The 23,095-nt window shown below is 55.0% G+C and carries 28 protein-coding genes, 3 tRNA genes and 1 other RNA gene; 25 read left to right on the top strand and 7 right to left on the bottom strand.

Features of this window, described 5'->3' with window-relative positions:
* Nucleotides 1–132 precede the first annotated feature (132 nt).
* The 4 genes from htpG to EYC98_RS11430 are packed head-to-tail and all read left to right on the top strand — an operon-like array spanning nt 133 to nt 4,154.
* Nucleotides 133–2,058: a molecular chaperone HtpG gene (gene htpG / locus EYC98_RS11445; RefSeq protein ID WP_279245474.1), complete on the top strand. Its 1,926-nt coding sequence runs from the start codon at nt 133–135 to the stop codon at nt 2,056–2,058.
* A 40-nt stretch (nt 2,059–2,098) separates the two neighbouring features.
* Complete coding sequence (locus tag EYC98_RS11440) at nt 2,099–3,127, top strand: NAD(P)H-dependent glycerol-3-phosphate dehydrogenase (RefSeq protein WP_279245473.1); 1,029 nt, start codon at nt 2,099–2,101, stop codon at nt 3,125–3,127.
* Nucleotides 3,124–3,603, top strand: coding sequence for a phosphohistidine phosphatase SixA (gene sixA, locus EYC98_RS11435; protein ID WP_279245472.1), 480 nt, complete (start codon nt 3,124–3,126; stop codon nt 3,601–3,603). Before EYC98_RS11440 ends, sixA begins: the two co-directional genes overlap by 4 nt.
* 11 nt (nt 3,604–3,614) lie before the next feature.
* Complete coding sequence (locus EYC98_RS11430; RefSeq protein WP_279245471.1) at nt 3,615–4,154, top strand: DUF4892 domain-containing protein; 540 nt, start codon at nt 3,615–3,617, stop codon at nt 4,152–4,154.
* Here EYC98_RS11430 and folE read toward each other — a convergent pair.
* Nucleotides 4,151–4,699: a GTP cyclohydrolase I FolE gene (gene folE / locus EYC98_RS11425; protein ID WP_279245470.1), complete on the bottom strand. Its 549-nt coding sequence runs from the start codon at nt 4,697–4,699 to the stop codon at nt 4,151–4,153. The two genes, EYC98_RS11430 and folE, sit on opposite strands and share 4 nt — an antisense overlap.
* Before the next feature lie 91 nt (nt 4,700–4,790).
* Between folE and prmB the strand changes: the two genes are divergently transcribed.
* The 4 genes from prmB to EYC98_RS11405 are packed head-to-tail and all read left to right on the top strand — an operon-like array spanning nt 4,791 to nt 8,252.
* Nucleotides 4,791–5,708 (top strand): 50S ribosomal protein L3 N(5)-glutamine methyltransferase, encoded by a 918-nt coding sequence (gene prmB / locus EYC98_RS11420; protein ID WP_279245469.1) that lies wholly within the window; start codon nt 4,791–4,793, stop codon nt 5,706–5,708.
* A gap of 49 nt (nt 5,709–5,757) precedes the next feature.
* Nucleotides 5,758–6,867 carry a chorismate synthase gene (aroC, locus tag EYC98_RS11415; protein ID WP_279245468.1) on the top strand — a complete coding sequence of 370 codons (1,110 nt, stop codon included), beginning with the start codon at nt 5,758–5,760 and terminating at the stop codon, nt 6,865–6,867.
* A 7-nt stretch (nt 6,868–6,874) separates the two neighbouring features.
* Nucleotides 6,875–8,035 (top strand): MFS transporter, encoded by a 1,161-nt coding sequence (locus EYC98_RS11410; RefSeq protein WP_279245467.1) that lies wholly within the window; start codon nt 6,875–6,877, stop codon nt 8,033–8,035.
* Entirely contained in the window at nt 8,013–8,252 is a 240-nt protein-coding gene (locus tag EYC98_RS11405) for a hypothetical protein (protein ID WP_279245466.1), read from the top strand. The genes EYC98_RS11410 and EYC98_RS11405 overlap by 23 nt, the downstream gene beginning before the upstream one ends.
* Here the strand turns inward: EYC98_RS11405 and EYC98_RS11400 are convergent.
* A complete protein-coding gene (locus EYC98_RS11400; protein ID WP_279245465.1) occupies nt 8,249–8,773 on the bottom strand; it encodes a glycine cleavage system transcriptional repressor in 525 nt (174 codons plus the stop codon). The two genes, EYC98_RS11405 and EYC98_RS11400, sit on opposite strands and share 4 nt — an antisense overlap.
* Before the next feature lie 117 nt (nt 8,774–8,890).
* Between EYC98_RS11400 and EYC98_RS11395 the strand changes: the two genes are divergently transcribed.
* The 7 genes from EYC98_RS11395 to EYC98_RS11365 are packed head-to-tail and all read left to right on the top strand — an operon-like array spanning nt 8,891 to nt 14,033.
* Entirely contained in the window at nt 8,891–9,130 is a 240-nt protein-coding gene (locus EYC98_RS11395) for a YheU family protein (RefSeq protein ID WP_279245464.1), read from the top strand.
* Nucleotides 9,127–9,366, top strand: coding sequence for a sulfurtransferase TusA (gene tusA / locus EYC98_RS11390; RefSeq protein WP_279245463.1), 240 nt, complete (start codon nt 9,127–9,129; stop codon nt 9,364–9,366). The genes EYC98_RS11395 and tusA overlap by 4 nt, the downstream gene beginning before the upstream one ends.
* Complete coding sequence (locus EYC98_RS11385; RefSeq protein ID WP_279245462.1) at nt 9,366–9,917, top strand: elongation factor P hydroxylase; 552 nt, start codon at nt 9,366–9,368, stop codon at nt 9,915–9,917. Before tusA ends, EYC98_RS11385 begins: the two co-directional genes overlap by 1 nt.
* The gene (locus EYC98_RS11380) at nt 9,917–10,828 is read left to right on the top strand and encodes a 5'-3' exonuclease (protein WP_279245461.1); all 912 of its coding nucleotides are present in this window, start codon (nt 9,917–9,919) and stop codon (nt 10,826–10,828) included. Before EYC98_RS11385 ends, EYC98_RS11380 begins: the two co-directional genes overlap by 1 nt.
* Entirely contained in the window at nt 10,828–11,937 is a 1,110-nt protein-coding gene (locus EYC98_RS11375) for a 4-phosphoerythronate dehydrogenase (RefSeq protein ID WP_279245460.1), read from the top strand. The genes EYC98_RS11380 and EYC98_RS11375 overlap by 1 nt, the downstream gene beginning before the upstream one ends.
* A gap of 21 nt (nt 11,938–11,958) precedes the next feature.
* Nucleotides 11,959–13,086, top strand: coding sequence for an ATP-NAD kinase family protein (locus EYC98_RS11370; protein ID WP_279245459.1), 1,128 nt, complete (start codon nt 11,959–11,961; stop codon nt 13,084–13,086).
* On the top strand, nt 13,083–14,033 hold the full coding sequence (locus tag EYC98_RS11365; protein WP_279245458.1) for a class I SAM-dependent methyltransferase: 951 nt from the start codon (nt 13,083–13,085) through the stop codon (nt 14,031–14,033). Before EYC98_RS11370 ends, EYC98_RS11365 begins: the two co-directional genes overlap by 4 nt.
* On the opposite strand, the gene EYC98_RS11360 is transcribed toward EYC98_RS11365, so the two are convergent.
* Nucleotides 14,015–14,455, bottom strand: coding sequence for a hypothetical protein (locus tag EYC98_RS11360; RefSeq protein ID WP_279245457.1), 441 nt, complete (start codon nt 14,453–14,455; stop codon nt 14,015–14,017). The genes EYC98_RS11365 and EYC98_RS11360 overlap by 19 nt on opposite strands.
* 74 nt (nt 14,456–14,529) lie before the next feature.
* Between EYC98_RS11360 and msrB the strand changes: the two genes are divergently transcribed.
* Nucleotides 14,530–14,922, top strand: a complete 393-nt coding sequence (msrB, locus tag EYC98_RS11355; RefSeq protein ID WP_279245456.1) for a peptide-methionine (R)-S-oxide reductase MsrB — start codon at nt 14,530–14,532, stop codon at nt 14,920–14,922.
* 279 nt (nt 14,923–15,201) lie between these two features.
* Here msrB and EYC98_RS11350 read toward each other — a convergent pair.
* From EYC98_RS11350 to EYC98_RS11340, 3 genes are all read right to left on the bottom strand, one after another.
* Nucleotides 15,202–15,277: transfer RNA gene (locus EYC98_RS11350), tRNA-Gly, on the bottom strand.
* A gap of 170 nt (nt 15,278–15,447) precedes the next feature.
* Nucleotides 15,448–15,523, bottom strand: a tRNA-Glu gene (locus tag EYC98_RS11345).
* An 83-nt stretch (nt 15,524–15,606) separates the two neighbouring features.
* Complete coding sequence (locus EYC98_RS11340; RefSeq protein ID WP_279245455.1) at nt 15,607–15,987, bottom strand: PA2817 family protein; 381 nt, start codon at nt 15,985–15,987, stop codon at nt 15,607–15,609.
* Between the two features lie 71 nt (nt 15,988–16,058).
* Here EYC98_RS11340 and EYC98_RS11335 point away from each other — a divergent pair, with 71 nt between their 5' ends.
* Genes EYC98_RS11335 through queF form a run of 3 tightly spaced genes read left to right on the top strand, consistent with a single transcriptional unit; the run spans nt 16,059 to nt 18,588 of the window.
* Complete coding sequence (locus EYC98_RS11335) at nt 16,059–16,997, top strand: ABC transporter ATP-binding protein (RefSeq protein WP_279245454.1); 939 nt, start codon at nt 16,059–16,061, stop codon at nt 16,995–16,997.
* Nucleotides 16,987–17,760, top strand: a complete 774-nt coding sequence (locus EYC98_RS11330) for an ABC transporter permease (protein WP_279245453.1) — start codon at nt 16,987–16,989, stop codon at nt 17,758–17,760. The genes EYC98_RS11335 and EYC98_RS11330 overlap by 11 nt, the downstream gene beginning before the upstream one ends.
* A 6-nt stretch (nt 17,761–17,766) precedes the next feature.
* On the top strand, nt 17,767–18,588 hold the full coding sequence (gene queF / locus EYC98_RS11325) for an NADPH-dependent 7-cyano-7-deazaguanine reductase QueF (RefSeq protein ID WP_279245452.1): 822 nt from the start codon (nt 17,767–17,769) through the stop codon (nt 18,586–18,588).
* 21 nt (nt 18,589–18,609) lie between these two features.
* Here queF and EYC98_RS11320 read toward each other — a convergent pair whose 3' ends face one another.
* On the bottom strand, nt 18,610–18,777 hold the full coding sequence (locus tag EYC98_RS11320) for a hypothetical protein (protein WP_279245451.1): 168 nt from the start codon (nt 18,775–18,777) through the stop codon (nt 18,610–18,612).
* Nucleotides 18,778–18,962: 185 nt separating this feature from the next.
* On the opposite strand from EYC98_RS11320, the gene EYC98_RS11315 reads away from it, so the two are divergent.
* The 6 genes from EYC98_RS11315 to rnd all read left to right on the top strand — a co-directional run bounded on the left by EYC98_RS11315 (nt 18,963) and on the right by rnd (nt 23,095).
* A tRNA-Ser gene (locus EYC98_RS11315) sits at nt 18,963–19,050 on the top strand.
* A gap of 14 nt (nt 19,051–19,064) precedes the next feature.
* An RNA gene (gene ffs / locus EYC98_RS11310) (signal recognition particle sRNA small type) lies at nt 19,065–19,161 on the top strand.
* A 52-nt stretch (nt 19,162–19,213) separates the two neighbouring features.
* Nucleotides 19,214–21,037 (top strand): DNA polymerase III subunit gamma/tau, encoded by a 1,824-nt coding sequence (gene dnaX, locus EYC98_RS11305; protein ID WP_279245450.1) that lies wholly within the window; start codon nt 19,214–19,216, stop codon nt 21,035–21,037.
* An 8-nt stretch (nt 21,038–21,045) separates the two neighbouring features.
* Entirely contained in the window at nt 21,046–21,375 is a 330-nt protein-coding gene (locus EYC98_RS11300; RefSeq protein ID WP_279245449.1) for a YbaB/EbfC family nucleoid-associated protein, read from the top strand.
* A gap of 2 nt (nt 21,376–21,377) precedes the next feature.
* Nucleotides 21,378–21,983, top strand: a complete 606-nt coding sequence (recR, locus tag EYC98_RS11295; RefSeq protein ID WP_279245448.1) for a recombination mediator RecR — start codon at nt 21,378–21,380, stop codon at nt 21,981–21,983.
* On the top strand, nt 21,980–23,095 hold the full coding sequence (gene rnd, locus EYC98_RS11290; protein ID WP_279245447.1) for a ribonuclease D: 1,116 nt from the start codon (nt 21,980–21,982) through the stop codon (nt 23,093–23,095). Before recR ends, rnd begins: the two co-directional genes overlap by 4 nt.

Genomic DNA, 23,095 nt, shown 5'->3' with positions numbered 1-23,095 from the left:
CCGGCCCTGGGCCGGCTTTTTTATGCTCGTTTTTTGGCCCTGAGGCCCGATTACTAGGCATCGCACCTTGAAATTGCGCACCAAGCCCCCATTAACAGTGGGCGATTTTTGATGACTGGAGATTAAACACCTATGACTGCCGACGCCAATAAAGAAACATTGGGCTTTCAGACTGAAGCCAAGCAGCTATTGCATCTGATGATTCACTCCCTGTATAGCAATCAGGAGATATTCCTGCGTGAGCTTGTATCCAATGCCTCCGATGCCATTGACAAGTTGCGCTTTGAAGCGCTCTCCGATGCCTCGCTGCTGGAAACTGACCCGCAGCTGAGTATTCGAGTGGAAGCTGACAAAGACGCCAATACCCTGACCATCAGTGACAATGGTATTGGCATGTCGCGCGACGAGGTGATTGAGAATCTGGGTACTATTGCTAAATCTGGTACTGCGCAGTTTTTGCAGTCTCTGACCGGTGATGAGAAAAAAGACTCGCAGCTGATTGGTCAGTTCGGGGTTGGATTCTACTCGGCGTTTATTGTTGCCGATCGGGTCGAGGTCGTAACTCGCCGGGCCGGTGCCGCTGTTGATCAGGCAGTCCTTTGGGAGTCCCACGGTGAGGCAGAGTTTTCTATTGAAGCCACCGAGAAGGACGCGCGCGGCACGACCATCATTTTGCATTTGAAGAGCGACTGCACTGATTTTTCTGATGACTGGCGTGTGCGCAGCGTTATAAAGAAATACTCTGATCATATTTCAGTGCCCGTACTGATGGCCAAGCCGGCGCCTGCGGTTGACCCGGATGCCGAGGAAGGCGCCACTGAGTCTGTTGCTGAGCCCGAGTTTGAGGCCATTAATGAGGCTCAAGCACTGTGGACGCGCAGCCGCGATGATGTCAGCGAAGAGGAATACCTGGAATTTTACAAGCATATATCCAATGACTTTGAACCGCCGCTAAAATGGAGTCACAACAAGGTTGAAGGTAAGTTTGAATACACCAGCTTGCTGTATATCCCTACCCGCGCGCCTTTTGATATGTGGAATCGTGAGATGACCCGCGGCGTGAAGTTGTACGTTCAACGCACCTTTATCATGGACGAGGCAGAGCAGTTTCTGCCGATGTACCTGCGTTTTGTCAAAGGAGTCGTAGATTCCAATGACCTGTCGCTCAATGTGTCACGGGAAATTCTGCAGCAGGACCCGGCGGTAGATTCGATGCGCTCAGCGTTAACCAAACGCGTACTGGATATGTTGGCCAAAATGGCCAAGAAAAAGGACAGCGAGGACTATCAGACGTTCTGGGATACCTTCGGTCAGGTGCTGAAGGAGGGACCGGCTGAGGACATGGCCAATAAGGAGAAGATTGCCGGCTTGTTGCGTTTTGCCACCACTCAAGGCGATGCTGAGGCACAGACTCAGAGTTTGGATGATTACATTGAGCGGATGCAGGAAGGGCAGGACAAAATTTTCTATGTGGTAGCGGAGAACTACAACACCGCTCGCAATAGCCCGCACCTTGAAGTGTTCCACAAGAAGGGTATCGAGGTATTGTTGCTGACTGATCGCGTCGACGACTGGCTGATTAACCACATGATGGAATACAAAGATAAGCAGTTCCAGGATGTAGCCCGCGGAGAGCTTGATCTGGGTGACTTGTCAGAAGAGGACAAGCAGGAACAGGAGCAGCTGCAAAAGGATAGCGAAGCGCTGGTGGAGAGATTGAAAGTGGCGTTGGAAGCACGGGTAGAGGATGTCCGGGCGACCTCCAGACTGACTGACTCCCCGGCTTGTTTGGTGGTCGGCGACCACGATATGGGAGCCCAGATGCGGCGGATTATGGAGTCGGCCGGGCAGGCAGTCCCCGATTCAAAACCGATTTTGGAAATTAATAGCCAACATCCACTGCTGCAAAAGCTGGATCAGGAGGCGGATGAGGATCGTTTTAGTGACCTTGCCAGCGTTATCTTTGATCAGGCCCATCTGGCAGAGGGTGGTCAGTTGGAAGACCCAGCGGGCTATGTAGCGCGGTTGAATAAGTTGTTACTTGAACTGAGTCACTGATTCAGGGCAGGCTGTAAGGCCACGGGGCAGGACACTGAGTATGGGTACAGAGCACCGGGTAGCGGTGATTGGCGGTGGTAGTTTCGGTACTGTCATTGCCAACATTGTGGCCGCTAATGGGCATGCGGTGTCGCTGTGGATGCGCAATGCAGAAGTCGCGCGCACAGTGAACGCTGAACATGTCAATTCAGCCTACCTGCCTGATTACCCGCTGCACCGCGGGCTGCGCGCGACTACCGACCTTGCGGACGCTGTGGCCGATGTCGACGTGCTGTTTATGGCGGTGCCCAGCAGTTCCTGCCGACAAGTGGCGCGCGAGGTCGGCAAGCATCTGGATGCTCAGGCTGTGGTCATTAGCATGACCAAGGGTATCGAGGCAGAGAGCTTTAAGCTGATGAGCCAGGTCTTGGAAGACGAACTCCCCAAGCACCGCCTGGGCGTACTTAGCGGCCCCAATCTTGCCCGCGAAATTGCCGATGGGCAGCTCACAGGAACGGTGATAGCCAGTGCCGATGACGCGTTGGTGCAACTGGTTCAGGGGTTGTTACACAGTGGCAATTTCAGGGTCTACGCCAGTCACGATAGGTACGGAGTAGAGCTGGGCGGTGCGCTCAAGAATGTGTATGCCATTATGGCCGGCTTGGGTGCGGCGCTTGAGGTCGGTGAGAATACGATGGGTATGCTGCTGACGCGCAGTTTGGCCGAGATGTCGCGCTTTGCAGTAGATATGGGCGCCAACCCGCTGACCTTTCTGGGCTTGTCCGGCGTCGGTGACTTGATCGTCACCTGTTCCTCGCCGCTCAGTCGCAATTACCGCGTAGGTTTTGAGCTTGGTCAGGGGCGCGCGCTTGACGACATCGTTGCTGAGCTGGGTCAGGTTGCAGAAGGGGTTAATACGTTGGGTTCGCTGAAGCAGGCGGCCGACGCTCGCTCGGTATACATGCCATTGATGTCTGGCCTGTATGCCATACTCTATGAGCGGCAGGATCTCGCTGGCGTCATTGGCGGTATGATGATGGCGGAGCAAACCCACGACGTGGAGTTCGCAGTGCGCAAGGATTCCGAGTGAGAATCTATGTGTTGCGCCACGGTGAAGCCGCTCGTAGCGTTGCAACCGAAGAACAGGCGCTGACTGCTAGAGGTCGGCAGCAGGTAGCGAGTGTTGGCAAACTGTTACAAGAGCTCCCGTTACCGCAAGCGATCGTGCACAGCCCCAAGCTTCGAGCCCGTCAAACCGCAGCGATTGTGGGTGAGTATTTGCCGGGTTTACCGTTTCAAGAAACCGCAGAGTTGGTGCCGGAGTCAACGCCGGAGCGAGTTGAGTCAGTGTTGCATGATCTGAACCTTGACTGCGTGCTGCTGGTTAGCCATCTACCCCTGGTCGCGGAATTAGTGGCCTGGCTGTGCAACGGCACCAGTGGTGACTACGATCTGCCCGGATATCCACCGGCGGGTCTGGTAGCATTAGATGCCGAGTTACCCGCGCGCGGTTGCGCCAATCAGGCCTTTTACGCGTGGCCACCTCTGTTTGAATTCAGGACTTAATGATGCAGCGAATGGTAGTAAGTGTACTGGTTTGGTTGGCAGCCTCGGTGGCATATGCCGCCGATCCGTTGCCGGCGCTGTCTCCTGCTATCTTTGCCGAGTTCCTTCCAGAGCCCTATCCGCACAGTACGCAGGCAGTTGAGCAGGGGCCTACGGAGGTGGATTACTTGCTGGGTCTGGGTGCTATGCAAAAAGTGGGTGGCCGCTGGCGCCACAAAGAATCAGAGCAGATTGATGGCGAATTGCTGCGCCTAACTTGGGCGATTAACCAAGATTATACTGCTCAGGAAGCGTTCGAATGGATGCGGGATCAGGTGACTGAAAACGCTCAGGTGCTGTTTGAGTGCGATGGGCGCAGCTGTGGCAGCAGTGCACAGTGGGCTAGCCGTGTTTTCGATCAACGCCTGCTATACGGCCATGACGAGCGACAGCAATATTTGGTGGCGCGCATTCAGCAAGATGGTGCGACTTACACCTACGTAATTTATGCTATAGACAGAGCCAATCGACGCCACTACCTGCATCTCGATTTGATTCGCCACAGTAATTAGCGGCTGATTTTTAGCAGGGACAGAAACTCATTGCGGGTAGGCTGATTGGAACGAAAACTGCCCAGCATGGCCGAGGTTTTCATCAATGAGTTTTGCTTCTCAACGCCGCGCATCATCATGCACATATGCTGGGCTTCAATGATCACGCCGCAACCTTCTGATTCAGTGACTTCCATTACCGTTTGCGCGATTTGAGTGGTCAGCTGCTCCTGGATTTGTAGGCGCCGCGCGTATAAGTCGACGATTCTGGCAATCTTGGATAGACCCAGCACCTTGCCATTAGGGATATAAGCGACATGGCACTTGCCAATGAACGGTAACAGGTGATGTTCACACATCGAATACATCTCAATATCCTGCACTAACACCATCTCACTGGAATCGGACGGAAACAGCGCGTTATTTACAATGTCTTCAACGTTCTGCCGGTAGCCGTGAGTCAGAAACTCGAACGCCTTGGCCGCCCGTTTCGGGGTATCAAGTAAACCTGGACGGTTCAGGTCTTCACCGCAGGCGGTGATAATCCGTGCAAAAGCGTCTTCCATGGCATTCCTCTGCGTTGGCATTAGGGTGGAGGCGGATGTTACCAACACCACCAGATTATGGCAATTTGGCGCCGCGGGTTAAACTGCAGTCATGAATGAGCAGCAAAAATTGAAACACCAGTTGGATACGGTCGGTGATTGCATACGCTGGGCGCGTGAGTGCTTTGAAGCGGCCGATTTGTTCTACGGTCACGGCACGGACAATGCCTGGGATGAAGCGTTGCATCTGGTATTGGGCGGGTTACGCCTGTCATTGGAGGCGGACCCATCAATTCTGGATTGTGTGGTCGCCGATAACGAGAAAGAGCGAGTGATTGAGTTGGCCAGGCGCCGTGTTGACGAGCGTATTCCAGTACCGTATTTGACTGGGCGGGCCTGGTTCGCGGGCCTGGAATTCTTGATAGATACTCGAGCAATTATTCCGCGCTCGCCGATAGCCGAACTGATTGAAACCGAATTTGTTCCCTGGTATCCCGGCGTGAATCCACGCCGGGTGTTGGATATGTGTTGTGGCAGTGGCTGCATTGGTCTTGCCATCGCCGCCTGGTTGCCGGAGGTTAGTGTCGATTTGCTGGATATATCAGAGGAGGCGTTGGGGCTGGCGGCTGAGAACGCGCAGCGGCTGGATCTGGAGCAGCGCGTCACAGTCATTGAGTCCGATATGTTCGCAGCAGTGCGGGGCAAGCAATACGATCTAATAGTGACTAATCCGCCGTACGTAGATGTTAATGATCTGCAGGCTATGCCGGCAGAATATCGACACGAACCTGCTTTGGCGCTGGGGTCGGGGAGCGACGGGCTGGAAGCGATTACGATTATTCTGCAGCAAGCGCCGCACTTTCTGGCCCCTGATGGCCTGTTGGTGGCCGAAGTCGGCAATAGCTGGGAAGCGCTGGAAGAGGCCTTTCCAGATGTGCCGTTTACCTGGATAGAGCTGGAGCGCGGTGGCCATGGTGTTTTCGTGCTTACTGCACAAGAATTGCTGCAAAGCGGGGCAAGCTTCGCCTGAAACCTTTATAATATTGCTCTCATTTTAGTCTCTGGGTCGCAGTCATCTCATGGCAGGGAATACATTTGGCAAGTTATTCACAGTAACCAGCTTTGGCGAGAGTCATGGCCCCGCGCTGGGCTGTGTGGTAGATGGCTGTCCGCCGGGACTAGAGTTGTCGGCAGCTGATTTACAAACTGATCTCAACCGGCGCAAACCCGGTACATCCCGTTTTACCACCCAACGTCGCGAAGCGGATGAGGTGCAAATTCTGTCCGGTGTATTTGAGGGCGTTACCACCGGCACGCCGATCGGGCTGTTGATTCAGAACACTGATCAGCGCAGTAAGGACTATGGCAACATTAAAACCACTTTCAGACCGGCACATGCGGACTACACCTATAATCAGAAATATGGCTTTAGAGATTATCGTGGCGGCGGTCGTTCGTCGGCGCGAGAGACTGCCATGCGCGTAGCTGCCGGAGCCATTGCTAAAAAGTATCTGGCTGCGCGTGGCATGCTGGTGCGCGGCTATCTGGCGCAGCTTGGGCCGATAGCAGCCATCAATCACGATTGGGAAGAAGTAGAACGTAATCCATTTTTTTGTCCTGATGCAGAGCGGGTTCAGGAAATGGAGACCTACATGGCTGCGCTGAATAAGTCCGGCGACTCCATTGGCGCGCGTATCAACGTGGTTGCCAGCGGTGTGCCGCCGGGCCTGGGCGAGCCGGTTTTCGATCGCTTGGATGCTGACATCGCCGCAGCGATGATGGGTATTAACGCGGTCAAAGGGGTAGAAGTTGGCGCAGGCTTTGACGCGGTCGAGCAGAAGGGCAGCGAGCATCGCGATTTGATGTCGCCGGCGGGTTTTCATAGCAACAATGCCGGTGGCGTGTTGGGCGGAATTTCCAGCGGCCAGGATGTTACGGTTAGTATTGCCTTGAAACCAACCTCTAGCATTCGTCTCCCCGGTGATAGTATTGACACGAGCGGTGCGGCAATGGAAGTGGCTACACACGGTCGCCACGACCCCTGTGTCGGTATTAGAGCCACGCCGATTGCCGAAGCTATGCTGGCGCTGGTGCTTATGGACCACTATCTACGCCATCGGGCGCAGAATGCCGATGTCACCTGTGAGACACCGATATTACCAGCCAGTGCCGGCCCAGAGGGGCTCTAATTCACTAGTGCTTCCCTACTGGCGCCTGTCTGGGTTCTACTTTTTCTATTTCGCTCTGCTGGGTGCCTACGTTCCGTACTGGAGCCTGTTTCTTGAGGGTGAGGGGTTTTCCCCTTTGGAGATTGGTTATCTGAGCGGTGCCGTCATGGCCACCAAGATCATGGCACCGAATCTCTGGGGTTGGCTTGCCGATGCCAGTGGCAAACGACTGCGGGTTGTGCAGTTAGGTGCATTGTTAGCGTTGCTGTGTTTCTGCGGCATCTTTGCCTCTCGAGAGTTCTCGACACTGCTTTTGGTTGTCCTTTTATATAGCTTTTTCTGGAACGCGATACTGCCCCAGTTTGAAGTGATTACTCTGGCTCACCTGGGCGCCGAGTATAATCGTTACAGTCAACTGCGCGTGTGGGGCTCAGTAGGCTTTATCGTGGCTGTCGTCGGCCTGGGCGCATGGTTTGACAGGGTGTCGGTTGCCAGCTTGCCATGGGTCATGGCGGGTCTGTTAGCCACGATCTGGTTGTCGAGCTTGCTCATAGTGGATGTGGCGCGACCACCTCGGGCTGCAAACAATGCGGGCCTGCGGCAGATATTGCGCAAAAAAACCGTATGGGGTTTTTTGTTGGTGTGCTTTCTACTCCAGGTCGCTCACGGCCCTTATTACACCTTCTTCAGTCTGCACCTGGAGGGTCTGGGTTACAGCCGTGCCGCTATAGGCCAGCTATGGGCACTGGGCGTAGTGGCTGAGGTGGTGCTGTTTCTGTTTATGCACCGCGTACTGCCGCGCTTTGGAATCCGGCTGTTAACGCTGGCGTGCCTGGCGCTGGCAGTACTGCGATGGATATTGATTGGCTATGGCGCGCAGTACTGGCTGCTGCTAGTGCTGGCGCAGTGTCTGCATGCGGCGACTTTTGGTGCTTTTCACGCGGTGGCTATTGAACTGATTCGACGCTCTTTCCCGCCGGCACTAGCTGGCCAGGGGCAGGCTCTTTATAGTGGTCTAAGTTTTGGCGCAGGTGGCGCCGTGGGCGCAATCGCCAGTGGGTGGCTGTGGCAGTATAGCCAGCAAGCGACCTATTTGATGGCCAGTGGAGCCAGCTTGCTGGCGCTGATAATCGCCTGGAAATATATTCATATTGAGGAAGCTAGTGATGAAGTCACGCCAGCGTCGTAGCCTGTTGTTAGCCGTGCTGGCCAGCGTGGTTCTGGTCTGGTCGGCCATTTATCACTTTGATATCCCGCCGCGGGAGATGGCACAGTTATTCCTGTACAGCGCGGGGGGCGTCTTGACCATTGTGTTGGCAGCCGCGCTGTTTGTAGCCCTGCTGGTACTGGCTCGGGCGTTATTGCGCATGCTGCAGCGGGCAATAGCGCAGTTTGGTGGCGACTAAAGCAAATCCATATTAACGTCGACTGACATGTCGTTGGCAATTTGCTCCAAGGTGTCTGTGAGCGCATCAAGGTCGCTGGAAGCGGGAATCTCTGCTTCTACATTGGCGGTAAATAGCTGCTCTGCGCTCATCGGAGCACTGCTCACATCACTGTGCATATCAATCACATTGATCGCTTGCCGCGCCAAGGCGCTGGCGATTTCGCGCACAATACCCGGTCGATCCGGGCCCATAATGGACAGGCGTATCGCGCGTTCATTGCTAGCGCTGGTATCAGCCTCAGTCAGGGTGTGAACTCGAACGCTAAGCCCGCGTTCGGACAGCTGTTTTAATGCATCTTCCAACAATGCGCCGCGGTCGCTGGGCAGGGAAACCCGTATCAGTCCGGCAAATTTTCCGGCCAGCTGGGATAGACGGCTCTCCAGCCAGTTACCCTGATGGTCAGAAATGACAGCCGATAGTTCTTCTACCAGACCGGGGCGATCGTCGCCAATAAAAGTGATGATGAAAGAGGTTTCCACCGCTTGGACTCCACATTTGCCGCATGAGGCCGTATATTACCCGCCAAGCCACGGCGCGCCTAGTGTGGTGCCAAATAAGCTCAAACACCGACTTGGCAAACATAGCGGACGGAGAACATGGCAGACTTTGTGGAAGTTCCTATTCAGCGGCTGTCGGAAGAGGTGCTGGCAGCGTTACTGGAAGAGTTTGCCAGTCGCGACGGCACTGACTACGGGCATTATGAGCTGACCCTGGCTGGCAAGGTGGGGCGGTTGCGAGCGCAATTACAGGACGGCAGTTTGTGCCTCTTATACGATGGCGATAGCCAAGAGTGGGACTTGCTACCACGTGAGCAGGCTCAGGAGCTGCTGGAATGACAAAGGTGCGGGATATTCTTGATGCGCGGGGTCTGTTGTGTCCAGAGCCGGTTATGTTATTGCACAACAAAGTCAGGGATATTGCGGCCGGAGAGATCCTGCAGGTACTCGCTACAGATCCCTCTACGACGCGTGATATCCCGCGTTTTTGTGAGTTCCTGGGTCACGACTTAGTGGCGCAGGAGCAGGTGGGCCAGGAGTACCACTACACCATTCGCAAGCGGATGCCGGACTGATGTCAGCCGCGCTTAGATTGGAGCAGGTCTTTGCTGATTGCTTCTGCGATAGTCACAATACGGTGCTACGCGGCGGTGCCGATGAGCCGCTGTACCAACCTGCACGCAGGACTCAACAGCAGCACCAGATATTTTATCGAGATGACTATTTTGCCAGTGCTCTGCACGAAGTGGCACATTGGTGTATCGCTGGAGCCAAGCGGCGTCAGCTACCCGATTACGGCTATTGGTATCAGCCTGATGGCCGCAGTGGCCGCCAGCAGCAAGAGTTTGAGGCTGTGGAGGCATTGCCCCAGGCTCTGGAATGGCATTTCAGCCTGGCCTGCGCCCAGGACTTTCACATCAGTGCCGATAACCTGACCGGTGAGACGATTGACGCTGACAGTTTCGAACGACAGGTGATTAAGCAGGCGCAGCGCCTGTGTGAAGAGGGCTTGGGGCAGCGCGCAGGCGCTTTCAGATTAGCCTTGGCGGAGGAATTCGGTGGTCTCGCCACACCGCAGATAGAGGTGTTTGACGCCCTCCAGAATAGTTTCAGCAGGTGCCTGTGATGCCGGTTTACCTAGTGGATGCCTCTATTTATATTTTTCGGGCCTGGTTCTCCTTGCCGGATCGTTGGCGCACGCCAGATGGCTTCCCGCTGAATGCGGTCTATGGGTACGCTGCCTTTATGCTCGATTTACTCGAAGAGGTTAGCGCCGACCAGCCGGTCATTGTTGCTGCGGCTTTTGATGAAAGTCTGCGAACCTGTTTTCGCAACAAGTTGTATGCCGGCTATAAGGCCAGTCGTGAGCTTCCCGATGAAGCTTTGGCGCTGCAATTGCGCTGCTGCAGGGAGTTGACAGAAGTTCTTGGCATTCCCGCCTACAGTGGCATTAAATATGAAGCTGACGACTATATAAGTAGCTTGGCACGGTTGGCTAGAGAGCAGGGGCAGGACTGCTGTGTGATCAGCCGCGACAAGGATCTGGGACAGCTACTGTTGGGAGCCGGCGATGTGCTCTGGGATGCCGCCAGCGGCAGTCGTATGCAGCGCGAGCAATTTACGGAGAAATTCGGTGTCGCACCCGAGCAGATGGCCGATTATCTGGCATTGGTAGGCGACCCCAGTGACGATATTCCTGGTGTACCGGGGGTAGGCGCCAAGACCGCCGCACAGTTGTTGCAAACCTTTGGTTCACTAGACCAGTTACGCTATCGATTCGATCAGCTAGCGCAAAGCGGTGTGCGCGGCGCCGCCAGAATTAGTCAGAATCTTCAGCAACATTGGGGGCAGGCGCTGCTGGCGCGCAGTCTGGTGCAGTTAGCCGAGCATATTGAAGAGGTAAACGTATTGCCATCCGCCTACCAGTTACAAGCAGAGCCGCTGCTGGCGTTGCAGGGGTGGTTACTTGAGTTGGGCATTGAAGGACCGTTGCCTGCTCGCTGTGGCAATCTTGCGCAGCGCGTGAGGAGGCGCTGATGAGAATAGTAGCTGATAGCAATATGGTGGGCGTTGAAGAACTCTTTGGCGCACTGGGCAGCGTTGCCTTGTACCCGGGACGCGAGCTGCGTGCTGAACATGTCCGTGACGCCGATATACTGCTGGTAAGATCGGTGACCTCAGTAGGTGCGTCGTTGTTGGATGGCAGCGCCGTGTCATTTGTAGGCACCGCCACCAGCGGTTTCGATCATGTTGATGTCGATTATCTGGCCGCACAGGGGGTCGGGTTTGCTCATGCCCCGGGTTCGAATGCCAATTCGGTACTGGAATACGTGATTAGTGCGATTGCCAGTTGCGACGACTACCTGGAACAGCTGTGCGCTGGAGGTACGGTGGGTATCGTTGGTTTTGGGGTGATTGGTAAACGCCTGGCTGCGCGTCTGAACACTATGGGTATAGCTTGCTGTGCCTACGATCCCTGGCTGGAGCGTGGATCTGATCAGCGGCTGGTCGACCTGGATCAAGTCTTGAATTGCACCGTAATATGCGTCCATGCTGAGCTGACGCGGCGTGAGCCCTGGCCAAGTTATCATTTGCTGGACGCTGAAGCACTGCAGCGTATTAGCCTGCATAGTTTGCTGATCAATGCCGGGCGTGGGCCCATCGTTGACAACAACGCGCTTAAGCAACTGCTGTCGGAGCAGCCCCAGCGTCGAGTGATTCTGGACGTGTGGGAGCATGAACCCACAATTGATGTAGAACTGATGCAGCGCTGTTTTTTTGCAACGCCACACATCGCAGGTTATAGCTACGATGGTAAAGTTTTGGCGACCCGCATGCTGCGCGACAGTGCCTGTAGGGCCTTGGGTCTGACGATCCCGGATGCTTCCTCAGGTCAGCTAGAATCGCTCTCGCTGGAAGTTCCTGCCAATTTGTTCAAGGCGCAACTCATCCGTTGGCTGCAGGCTAACAGTTATAGCGTGCGCAGCGATGATGAGCGTATGCGGCTTAATGCTGGCGCAGATTTTGACCAGCAGCGCAGCGACTATCCGCGGCGACGCGAGTTGGCATCGTTGTCGATAGTAAACGCCAAGCAGCTTGATGCAGAGCAGTTGGCACTATGTCAGGCTTTGGGAATTCAATGTTAATAAGCCAATGTTAATAAACCAATGTTAAAAATCGGCCTGGTGATAAACCCCTATGCGGGTATCGGCGGCAGTGTGGCACTGAAAGGCAGCGATGGGCCTGACGTGCGTGAGCGGGCATTGGCACTCGGGGCTGAATTACGTGCACCGCAGCGTTGTCAGCGTGCCTTGGCAATGCTGGCGGACGCGGATATACACGTGCAGTGTTGGGGTGGTGCCATGGGTGGCGATATTTGTGCTGCTTTGGGCCTGCGGCATCAAATCATTGGCTTGCCGAAGTCGGCGGATACCGGACCTCAGGATACGCTGCTAGCTGTTCAAGCACTGCGCGAGTGCGAACTTGACCTGCTGGTGTTTGGTGGTGGTGACGGTACCGCCCGAGACGTTCTTGATGCACTGGGTTCAGAGTCTGAGCTGCCAGTGCTGGGAATACCCTGCGGTGTAAAGATGCATTCAGGAGTGTTTGCCGTGGCACCGGAGGCGGCGGGAGAAATACTGTTGCGACTGGTCGCGGCAGGCTTGGTCAATGTGCAGCTGCGTGAGGTCCGCGATATTGATGAGGCGGCGTTTCGACAAGGCCAGGTGAAATCCAAATTCTATGGCGAATTGCTGGTGCCAGAGGTGGGCAGTTTTTTACAGCAAACCAAGATTTCCGGTGTTGAGAGTAAAGAGCTGGTAGCCGCAGAAATCGCAGCAGACGTTGTTGAGCGCATGCAAGCAGATACTTTGTATGTGATTGGGCCTGGGTCTACCACTGCCGCGATTACAGAAGAGTTGGGCGTGAACGGCACTTTGCTGGGCGTGGATGTTGTTATTGCAGGGCAGCTGAGTGGCAGCGATGTGACTGCTAACGAGCTACTCGCATTGCTGCAGGAGTGGAGTGGGCCGTCGCAAATTCTGGTGACCGCCATCGGCGGTCAGGGACATGTCTTTGGTCGTGGCAATCAACAGTTGAGTCCCGCAGTTATCCGCGAGGTCGGTGTTGATAATATTGTTGTCGTCGCTGGTAAAGGCAAGATAGCGGCGCTGTCGGGGCGCCCCTTACTGGTAGATACCAATGACCCTGAACTCGACCGTGAGCTGGCAGGTTATCGCCGCATATTGACCGGTTATCAGGACGCTATCCTATACCCCGTAGTGGCGGTGCAGTGACGGCAGGGTCAATCGAGGCTGCACGGCTCGCGCTGCGACCAATGATGCTGCAGCTGGCACAGCGTTTGTCACAGAGCAGCAAAGAAGCATGCAGACTGTTCGATGGGCGCGACGACAGCGCTCCTGAATGGGCGCAGATTGCGATCGATTACTATCACCCCGTGTTATTGGTGTCACTGGAGGCTCCCCTCGCGCCCCCTGTACTAGAAGCACTGCTGGACGGCCTGGAGCAGACCTGCGCGCTATTTGGCGCCGAAACTATCGTCTGCCAGTCCTGCCACTTGGCCGGCAAACCCGTGCAAGTGATGCGGGGGGCTTTGCCAAGTCAGCCCATAGCCACTGAGGATGGTCTCAAATATGGCATTGTTCTGGCGACGGGGCTGCCCTTGGGCTTTGCCTTGGAGTGGGCTGAAGCCAGACGCTGGTTAGCAACTGTCTCAGCAGGTAAGCGGGTACTGAATTTGTATGCTGATACCTGTGTTTTTTCTGTTGTAGCCCGAGCCAGCGGAGCTACTCATGCAGTGAACCTGGAACCGTCGGCTGCTGCATTACGTCAGGGGCAGCAGAATCATCAGCTCAATGGGGTGGGCGATGGGGTCAGTTATCTCAGTCACAATGTGTTCAAAAGCTGGGGCAGGCTGCGTCGCAGTGGCCCTTTCGATGTCATTATTGTGAGTCCACCGAACAATAACCCCGGCAGTTTTTTAGCTGAACGGGATTACCCCAGGGTAATCAGCAAGCTGCCCTCATTATGCGCGCCCGGTGCAGAGGTCCTGTTGTGTCTAGACTCGCCGCAGGTGGCAGCTCGATTCCTCTTGGATGCAGTGGCACAACAGGCTCCACAATTGTTATTTATTAAGGACTTGCGGCCTGCGGTGGCTTTTGATGAGCGTGATCACGACCCGGCGCTGAAACTGATGTGCTTCACTTACAGCGACAGCATGTAGTGCATCACGTGGCGAAGCATGATTGATGAGCCAGATTTCAGGGCCGCCCTGATCTGATTAACGTTGGTTTGTGAGTGCTCCATGACTGATGGTGGTAGCTGTTCTTCTTCCTCTACTGGTATACCCAACTCCAGTTCTGAGCGCGAAGATAGCAGTAAAAAACCGCGTTGGGTTAAAACCCCTTGATCCAATGCCTCCTCTCTGACCGTATCTTCAAACTGTAAATACCCCTGTTGGCCCAGCCAGACCATGGCGCTGAAGCAGGCCTGAAAGCGTTCGGAATGCAGACCGTATTCATCGGGAGCGTCCGGGCCCGAGATATCCTCTACGTAGAGGATGGTTTTGCGGGGAAAACGGGAATAAAGTTGCAGCATGATCATCGCGCTGTCGCGATAAAAATCATCTATGTGCAGGTCAGCCATCGATCGGTTGTCGCTCAACTAAGAAGTCGTTAGTGTACGGGATCGGGTTTGGTGGTTCCAGAGAGGAGATTACAGTGAGTAAAGATTTGGAAAATAACGAAAATTGGCGCGAGAAATTGAGTCGCCAGGAGTACGCGGTTTGTCGGGAAAAGGGGACTGAGCCTGCCTTCAGTGGCGAATATTGGGACACCAAAGATGAGGGCAGCTACACCTGCAAGTGCTGTGGGGAGGTGTTGTTTTTGTCGGACAGTAAATTTGATTCAGGTTGCGGATGGCCAAGTTTTTTTCAGCCCGCAGATGCCCCCAAGATCCGTGAAGCCAGGGATACCACCCATGGCATGCTTCGGGTGGAGGTGATGTGTGACAACTGTGGCTCGCATCTTGGCCACGTGTTTGAGGACGGGCCTGCGCCCACCGGTCTGCGGTATTGTATTAACTCGGCATCCATTAGCTTGGATAAAAAATAGCCAATTAAAAACAATAGCTTAGGTTTTTATTTTAAAGTTTTTTGTGAACATGAATGCCCCAGGTACTCCACTGGGGCGACTATGCAGATGCAGGGTTTGGAAGCAGGCAGAAGGAGGACGGTGCGGCATTAAGCGACTGCTGACAGCCTAAACCAAAAAGGGCCAACCTGACGGTTGACCCTTTTCTTGATTTGGAGCGGGAAAGAGCCGGGGTTGCGTACAACTTCGAACCGCTTTAACCAAAAAGGGCCAACCTGACGGTTGACCCTTTTCTTGATTTGGAGCGGGAAACGAGGTTCGAACTCGCGACCTCAACCTTGGCAAGGTTGCGCTCTACCAGCTGAGCTATTCCCGCATAACGTGTTTAAACCGCCGTCACGGCCACGTGTTTAAACCGCCGCCACGGTTGCAAGTTTTCCTTCACTGGTAGAAGCCTAACCACTGTTAAGGTTCCGCTGTACCAGCAAGCTATTCCCGCTTACGTGTTTAAACCGCCGCCACGGTTACTGCATACTCGCTGAGAAATGGCGTCCCCTAGGGGGTTCGAACCCCTGTTACCGCCGTGAAAGGGCAGTGTCCTAGGCCACTAGACGAAGGGGACGCATAGCTCTCAATCGAGTGGCGCGCATTCTAGGACCCCGTGTTCCAAAGGTCAAGCCATTGCCGCCAAAAACTGTGGAGATTCTATTGCAATTTCAAGAGCTTGGCGCGCGCATCGTGATAGTGCAGGATTTTGCCTGCCTCCGCGGCGCTCCAGCGCTGGTCGTCCAGTTGTTGATAGATGGCGATTTCCCGGTCTGGCATCAGATGCAGGCACTCGCCTCCGAGGAACCAGAGTATCTCGCGCGGGAAGTAGGGCGCCAGGTCTGGACAGCTGGCAAACAGCTGATTGACAAGGACCGGACCCGAGCTATAGAGCTCAGCGCCGGTGGCAATGTGGTTGAATCCTTCAGACATGGTGCGCAGAGGATCGTCGTCAGAGCACTGCTCGCAATGTTTGGCTAGTAGGCCACTGAATTTGTTGAGCAAGTCGATACAGTGCTCGCGATATTGATCATCGTTCATAAGTTAGTCGCGTGGTTGGTGAGTCGGATATACAATAGCGGGCTTTTTTAGCGATGCACAACAGGAAATACATGACTGCAGCATTAACCATAAGCAATTTGCAAAAGCGCTACCCCAACGGCGTTGAGGCTCTCAAGGGTATCAGCCTGGAGGTGGCTGAGGGCGATTTTTTTGCGTTGCTTGGGCCCAATGGAGCGGGTAAGTCCACGACCATCGGCATTCTGTTCTCACTGATTAACAAAAGTGGCGGCAGTGTGCAGATTTTCGGGGTAGATATTGACGAGAACTTTCCGCTGGCCAAGAAGAGTATAGGGATTGTCCCGCAGGAATTTAACTTCAATGTGTTTGAGCGAGTCATCGACATATTGGTGACGCAGGGCGGCTATTATGGCTTGCCAGCGGCGCTGTCCCAGCAGCGTGCAGAAAAGTATTTGCAGAAGCTCGGTCTGTGGGAAAAACGCTTTGATCGGGCCAGGGAGCTTTCAGGCGGTATGAAACGACGGCTGATGATCGCCCGCGCGCTGGTGCACGAGCCGCGCTTGCTGATACTCGATGAGCCAACCGCCGGCGTAGACATTGAGATGCGGCGTTCCATGTGGGACTTCCTGCGGGAGATCAATGTCGATGGCACAACCATTATTCTCACCACGCATTACCTGGAAGAGGCGGAGATGCTGTGTCGAAATATCGCCATTATTGATCATGGTCTTATCGTGAAAAACAGCAGTATGCGTGACCTACTGCAGCAGCTACATACCGAGGTATTTATGCTGGATATGGCGACGTCGTTGCCACCCAGCATTGCGCTGACGGGCTATTCCTGCCGGCGGGTAGACGACCATACGCTGGAGGTGGATGTCGACAAGGGACAGACGGTCAACCAGCTGTTCAGTCTGTTGTCGGAGCAAGGGCTGGAAGTGAGCAGTATGCGCAACAAGGCCAATCGGCTTGAGGAAATGTTTGTCAGCTTGCTGGGCCCTGCGCCGCTGGAGGCTGTTGATGAATCCTAATGAAAAGTGGGTAGCGTTTTACACTATTCTCATTAAGGAGATTCGTCGTTATCTCCGCATTTGGCCGCAGACACTGCTGCCACCAGCCATAACTATGACGCTGTATTTTGTCATTTTCGGAACCTTGATTGGCTCGCGGATTGGTGAGATGGGTGGCTTTACCTATATGCAGTTTGTAGTGCCCGGGTTGATTATGATGTCGGTGGTGACCAATTCGTATTCCAACGTGGTGTCTTCGTTCTTTGGGGCAAAGTTCAACAACAGTGTCGAAGAGCTACTGGTATCACCCGTGCCCAATGTGATTATTCTGGCCGGCTATGTCATGGGAGGTGTCAGTCGTGGTCTGTTGGTCGCCATTATTGTGACTTGTCTGTCGTTATTCTTTGCAGACCTGGAGGTTAAGCACTTTGGTCTGACAGTCGCGATTGTGTTGATGACTTCGGTATTGTTTTGTATGTTCGGTTTTATTAATGCGGTTTTTGCCAATAACTTCGACGATATTTCGATTGTGCCCACGTTCATTTTGACCCCATTGATCTATCTGGGCGGCGTATTCTATTCACTGGATTTACTGTCGGATTTCTGGGCGGGTGTGTCGGCTCTCAATCCCCTGGTGTATGTGGTGAATGGCTTTCGCTATGGCGTGCTGGGTGTCTCTGACGTCGATGTTGGTTTTGCCTTTGCTATGTTGGCGTTGTTCAACGTGGTGGCCTTCAGCTTCTGCATGTATCTGCTCAATACGGGCAAGCGGCTGCGACAGTGATCCGCTATGAGTGACCAGTCGCCGCAGAACCCGCTGGGCAAGATTACGCCAGCAGCGCAGCATTACGCCCCGGAGTTGCTGTATCCGATACCGCGCCAAGAGGGGCGCCTGGCACTGCCCATGGCGAGCTATCCAGGTGCGAGCCTTGGCGAAGACATCTGGCACCTGTGGGAATTGTCATGGCTGGATGCGCAGAGCGTGCCGCAGGCGCGAGTAGGGCGTCTGCACATTCCGGCGACTTCAGCCAATCTGGTAGAGTCCAAGTCGCTGAAACTGTATCTAAATTCCCTGAATATGACCCAGTTTGGCAATACCGATGAGTTGATTGCGACAGTGTGTGCAGACATCGCTGCTGTGGTTGGCACCGAGGTGCAATTAAAGCTGCTGGGCCTGGATGACCCGGCTTTGGCCGTGCAGGCTTTGCCAGGCGAGAATCTAGACTGCTTGGCGCCTGAGTCTATTCCGGCGAGCCCGGACGTCAGTTTGTTGCGTGCTGGCGGTGGCGCGCAGGAACAGGTTTACCACAGTCACCTATTGCGGTCGCTATGCCCGGTTACTGCGCAACCGGACTGGGCCAGCGTGATTGTCCGCCTGCGGGGGCGGGCGCTAGAACCCGCCAGCCTGCTGGCTTACCTGTTGGGTTTTCGTCAGCATCAGGAGTTCCATGAGCAGTGCGTAGAGCGCATCTTTTGTGATCTCAGCGCAGTCTGTGAGCCGGCTCAGCTCTCGGTGCAGGCTCTTTACTGCCGCCGTGGTGGGCTAGACATCAACCCCTGGCGTTGCTCAGAAGCAGCTGCTGCGCCACTGATCAGAAGTGCCCGCCAATAGCGGTGGATTAGTGATCCGGGATTAAGATCTGGGGCGACCTCTGCCGCGCAGCTTGTCACCGCCTTCCATCTTTAACAGCAGTCGCAGTTCCTCGCTGGCGACCTGATTGCCGTGACAAAGCTGAGTAACCAGCGCCTGCTTGCGACGGTAGGTGGCGGCGCTGCGGTGTTGATGTCCAATAATACGCATAATGTGTTGCCTCGGTAGTGCCCGTTACTGTTGCTGGGCTGATGCGTCCATTACACCCGTCCACGGTTCTGGTTCCCATGGCATAGGCCGCCACTGACATGTCATAAGGCGTCAGCTGTTAAACGCGATCAGTGCCAGTAAGGCTGGCAACCCGCCAGTGTTGTGGTATCATGCGCGCCGCGTCGGGAGAGGTGTCCGAGTGGCCGAAGGAGCACGCCTGGAAAGTGTGTATAGGGCAACCTATCGAGGGTTCGAATCCCTCCCTCTCCGCCATTTTATGGTGGCCCTTACGGTCCCCCCGCAACGATAGGAAGTGAACTCCGCCAGGCCTGGAAGGGAGCAACGGTAACTTTTGATTCGTGTGCCGGGGTGTGGCTGTTTGGGCCGCCACCTTAATCGTGTATGCTAGCGGCCTAAATGCAGGGTTAACAAGTCTATGTCGTATCAGGTCCTGGCCCGCAAGTGGCGGCCCGGAACATTCAGGGAAATGGTCGGGCAGGAACATGTCCTAAAGGCGTTAATTAACGCTCTTGATCACGACCGCCTGCATCATGCGTATTTGTTTACTGGAACCCGCGGTGTCGGTAAGACCACTGTGGCGCGTATCTTTGCGAAAAGTCTCAACTGCGAACAGGGCGTAAGTTCGGTGCCCTGCGGCGAGTGCGCTTCTTGCCGTGAAATTGCAGAGGGTCGTAGCGTTGATCTGATTGAAGTGGATGCGGCGTCGCGCACCAAAGTAGAGGACACGCGCGAACTTTTGGAAAACGTACAGTACGCGCCAACACGCTGCCGGTATAAGGTGTACCTCATTGATGAAGTACACATGCTGTCGACGCATAGTTTTAACGCTCTGCTGAAAACACTGGAAGAACCTCCGCCTCACGTTAAATTCTTGCTGGCCACCACAGATCCCCAGAAGTTACCGGTAACGGTTTTGTCACGCTGTCTGCAGTTCAATCTGAAGAATATGCTGCCAGAAGTGATTGTTGCCCATCTGAAGAACGTCCTAGAGGCTGAGTCAGTTGCCTTTGAGGAGCCGGCGCTATGGCTGTTGGCACGCGCGGCTACCGGCAGTATGCGCGATGCTCTCAGCCTCACTGATCAGGCGATTGCCTTTGGCTCCGGTCAATTGGGCGAGCAGGACGTTAGAGAAATGTTGGGCACCGTGGATTTGGTGTTCGTATATGCGTTGCTTGAAGCCGTAGCGGCTCAGGATGCAGCAGCTGCGCTAAAATCAGTCGAGAATCTCTCACAGCATGCGCCTGATTATCCCGGAGCGTTGCAAGAACTGGTTGGCTTGTTGCATCGCGTTGCAGTTGCCCAAACCGTTCCAGAGGCAGTTGATAATAGCTGGGGTGATGCGCAGAGAGTTCAGTCTATAGCCGCCTCTATCAGCCCTGAGGATGCGCAGCTCTACTACCAGATTGGGCTCAATGGGCGCCGTGATCTGCCGTTTGCAGCCGACATGCGCAGTGGACTGGAGATGACCCTGCTGCGAATGATTGCTTTCCGTCCCGGGGAGGTCCTGGATGCCGGGGAGTATGAAGAGCTTGTGTCCGGGGAGGACGCAGAACCGGTAAAAAAGCCTGAGGCGCCTTCGGCGCCTGTGCTATCTGCGCCTGAACCGGCAGCAGCTGTTGCTGCGCAGGCATTCAGGTCTGAGCCGCCATCTACGCCGCCAGTAAGATCAGCGCCTCAGGAACAACAATCAGCACCTTCTGCAAAACCGCCAAGCTCCAGCTTTGGTGGCTCAATGCAGAAACGTCCCCATCCAGAGCCAGAACCAGAAGGGGCTCTGGTCGATGTTGCTGAGGACGTTGCCGCCAAAGCAGTCCCGGCAGTAGCTACCAAGCCGGTAGACCCCGCGCAGTTGTTTGAGCCTGGCCGCTGGGCAGACCTGCTGGACACGCTCAAATTTTCCGGAGTGCTGCAGAATGTAGCGTCCAACTGCGAGCTGCGTCAGGTGGAAGGCGACAAAGCTTACCTGGTGCTGGATGAGGCTAATGGCTCGTTGTACAACTCCAGCGTTGATGAAAAAATAGCCAGTGCATTGAGCCAATTATTGGGGCGTGAAATACACGTGCATGTAGAAATTGGCTCGCCGCGACAGGAGACTCCGGCAGCCAGAGCTCAGCGCTTGTTGGATGAGCGGTTGGCCCAGGCGGTGGTGTCTATAGAACAGGACCCCCGCGTTAAACTATTACTAGACACATTTGCGGGCACTTTGGACCGCGATTCGATAACTCCGATTAAACACTGAGGGTAGATGTGAAAAACAGTATCGGTGACATGATGAAACAGGCTCAGCAAATGCAGGAGTCTATGCAGAAAGCACAGGAACAACTGGCCAACGTCGAGCTCGAAGGGCAGGCGGGTGCAGGCATGGTCAAAGTGATCATGAGCGGGCGCTACGATGTCAGGCGTGTCAGTATTGATGATGCGGTAATGGGCGAGGCCAAAGAGGTGCTAGAGGACTTGCTGGCAGCGGCAGTCAATGATGCGGTCAAGAAGGTAGAGATCAACAGCCAGCAAGCCATGGCCAATGTTGCCGGCGGTCTGGACTTACCTGCTGGCTTCAAAATGCCGTTCCAGGACTGACGGTGAGTTTTAGCCCCCTCATTGAGAATCTGGTGGATGGCTTGCGCTGTTTGCCCGGTGTCGGCCCCAAGTCAGCCCAGCGCATGGCGCTGCATTTGTTAGAACGGGATCGGGAAGGAGCGACAGCGCTTGCCGAGTCGCTGGTGGCGGCAATGACCGGGGTGCGGCATTGCCAGCAATGTCGTAACTTTAGTGAGGAAACGCTGTGCTCCATTTGCCGCGACCAACGTCGCGACAACAAGACTCTTTGTGTGGTCGAGTCGCCCAGTGACGTAATGGCGGTAGAGCAAAGTGGGTCCTACCGCGGCCAGTATTTTGTATTGATGGGACATTTATCGCCGATTGATGGCATTGGTCCGGAAGAGATAGGCCTGGATCAGTTGCAATCGAGGGTAGCTGATGAAGACGTGACAGAAGTCATTCTGGCGACCAATCCCACCGTAGAAGGAGAGGCCACGGCATACTATGTGGGAGAACTGTTGCGCGCTGACGGGGTTACCGTAACGCGCATTGCACACGGCGTACCCTTGGGCGGAGAACTCGAATTTGTAGACGGTAATACCCTGGCGCATGCGCTCAGCGGTCGCCGCGAGGTAGGCATAACATGAGCTGGCAGTTGGTCACAGAAAACGAGGTTTTTGCAGAGATTTTAGCGGCGCACAGTGACGCCAAAGCTGTCGTCATCGATACTGAGTTTATGCGTACCGATACCTTTTATGCCAAAGCCGCGCTGATCCAGCTGTGTTTTGTGGGCAGCGAAGAAGCTTGGCTGATAGATCCGCTTACCGTGTCTGATTTATCGCCATTGGCAGAGCTGCTTGAAAACCCTCACATTACCAAAATTTTGCATTCACCGAGCGAGGATCTGGAAGTGTTTCAGCATCTGCTGGGATGTTTGCCACGCCCGCTGTTTGATAGCCAGCGCGCTGCCGCCTGTTTGGGGCTGGGCTTCGGACTCGGCTATCGTGGGTTGATTGAACAGTTGACCGGCGCTCAAATACCCAAGGAAGAGACCCGGTCCAATTGGCTACGGCGTCCGCTCTCAGACGCCCAGTTGGAATATGCAGCTCAGGATGTGTTGCCGCTGGCGCGGTTATATCCGCGCCTACATCAGGAATTGCTTGATGGCGGCAGGTTGGAGTGGGTACTGGAAGACAGCGAAAGCGCAGTGCAGGTAGCTCTGGCGCCAGCAGCGCCGCCGCACTTGCGGATAAAATCTGCATGGAAACTGAAGCCAGTTCAGTTGGCACGTTTGGCCGCCTTGTGTGCCTGGCGCGAGGAGCGGGCGGTTGTCGTCGATAAGCCGCGTAACTGGATTTTGCATGACAAAAGTTGCCTGGCGCTGGCCGAGCGTGGCGCGCGTAGTGAGGCCGACCTCGCCACTATTCCGGACATGCCCGCCTCGGTGGTGCGTAAACAGGGCGCTACGCTGCTAACAGTCTTGCAGCAAGCTGAAGCGAGTGGGGATACGGTGCCGCCATTGCCTGAGCCGCTCTCGGCGCAGCAGCGCAATACGGTTAAGGCGATGAAAAAGAAGGTGGCGGGGATTGCGCAGGAATGGCAGGTGGCCCCCGAAATACTGCTCACTGGCAAGGACTATGAGTTGCTAGTGCGCTTGGCGGAGCCCGGTGCAGTTATTGCAGAGCCAGTTACCTGGGCGGGGTGGCGCCGGCAGCCTTTGATTGAACCCTTACTGGAAATTGCTAACGCGGCGAGATAA

Origin of the sequence: Candidatus Litorirhabdus singularis, from assembly GCF_026262625.1 — a bacterium.
Taxonomy (GTDB): domain Bacteria; phylum Pseudomonadota; class Gammaproteobacteria; order Pseudomonadales; family Halieaceae; genus Litorirhabdus; species Litorirhabdus singularis.
The sequence above is the reverse complement of the archived record's forward strand: the minus strand, read 5'-3'. Positions and strand labels throughout refer to the sequence as shown.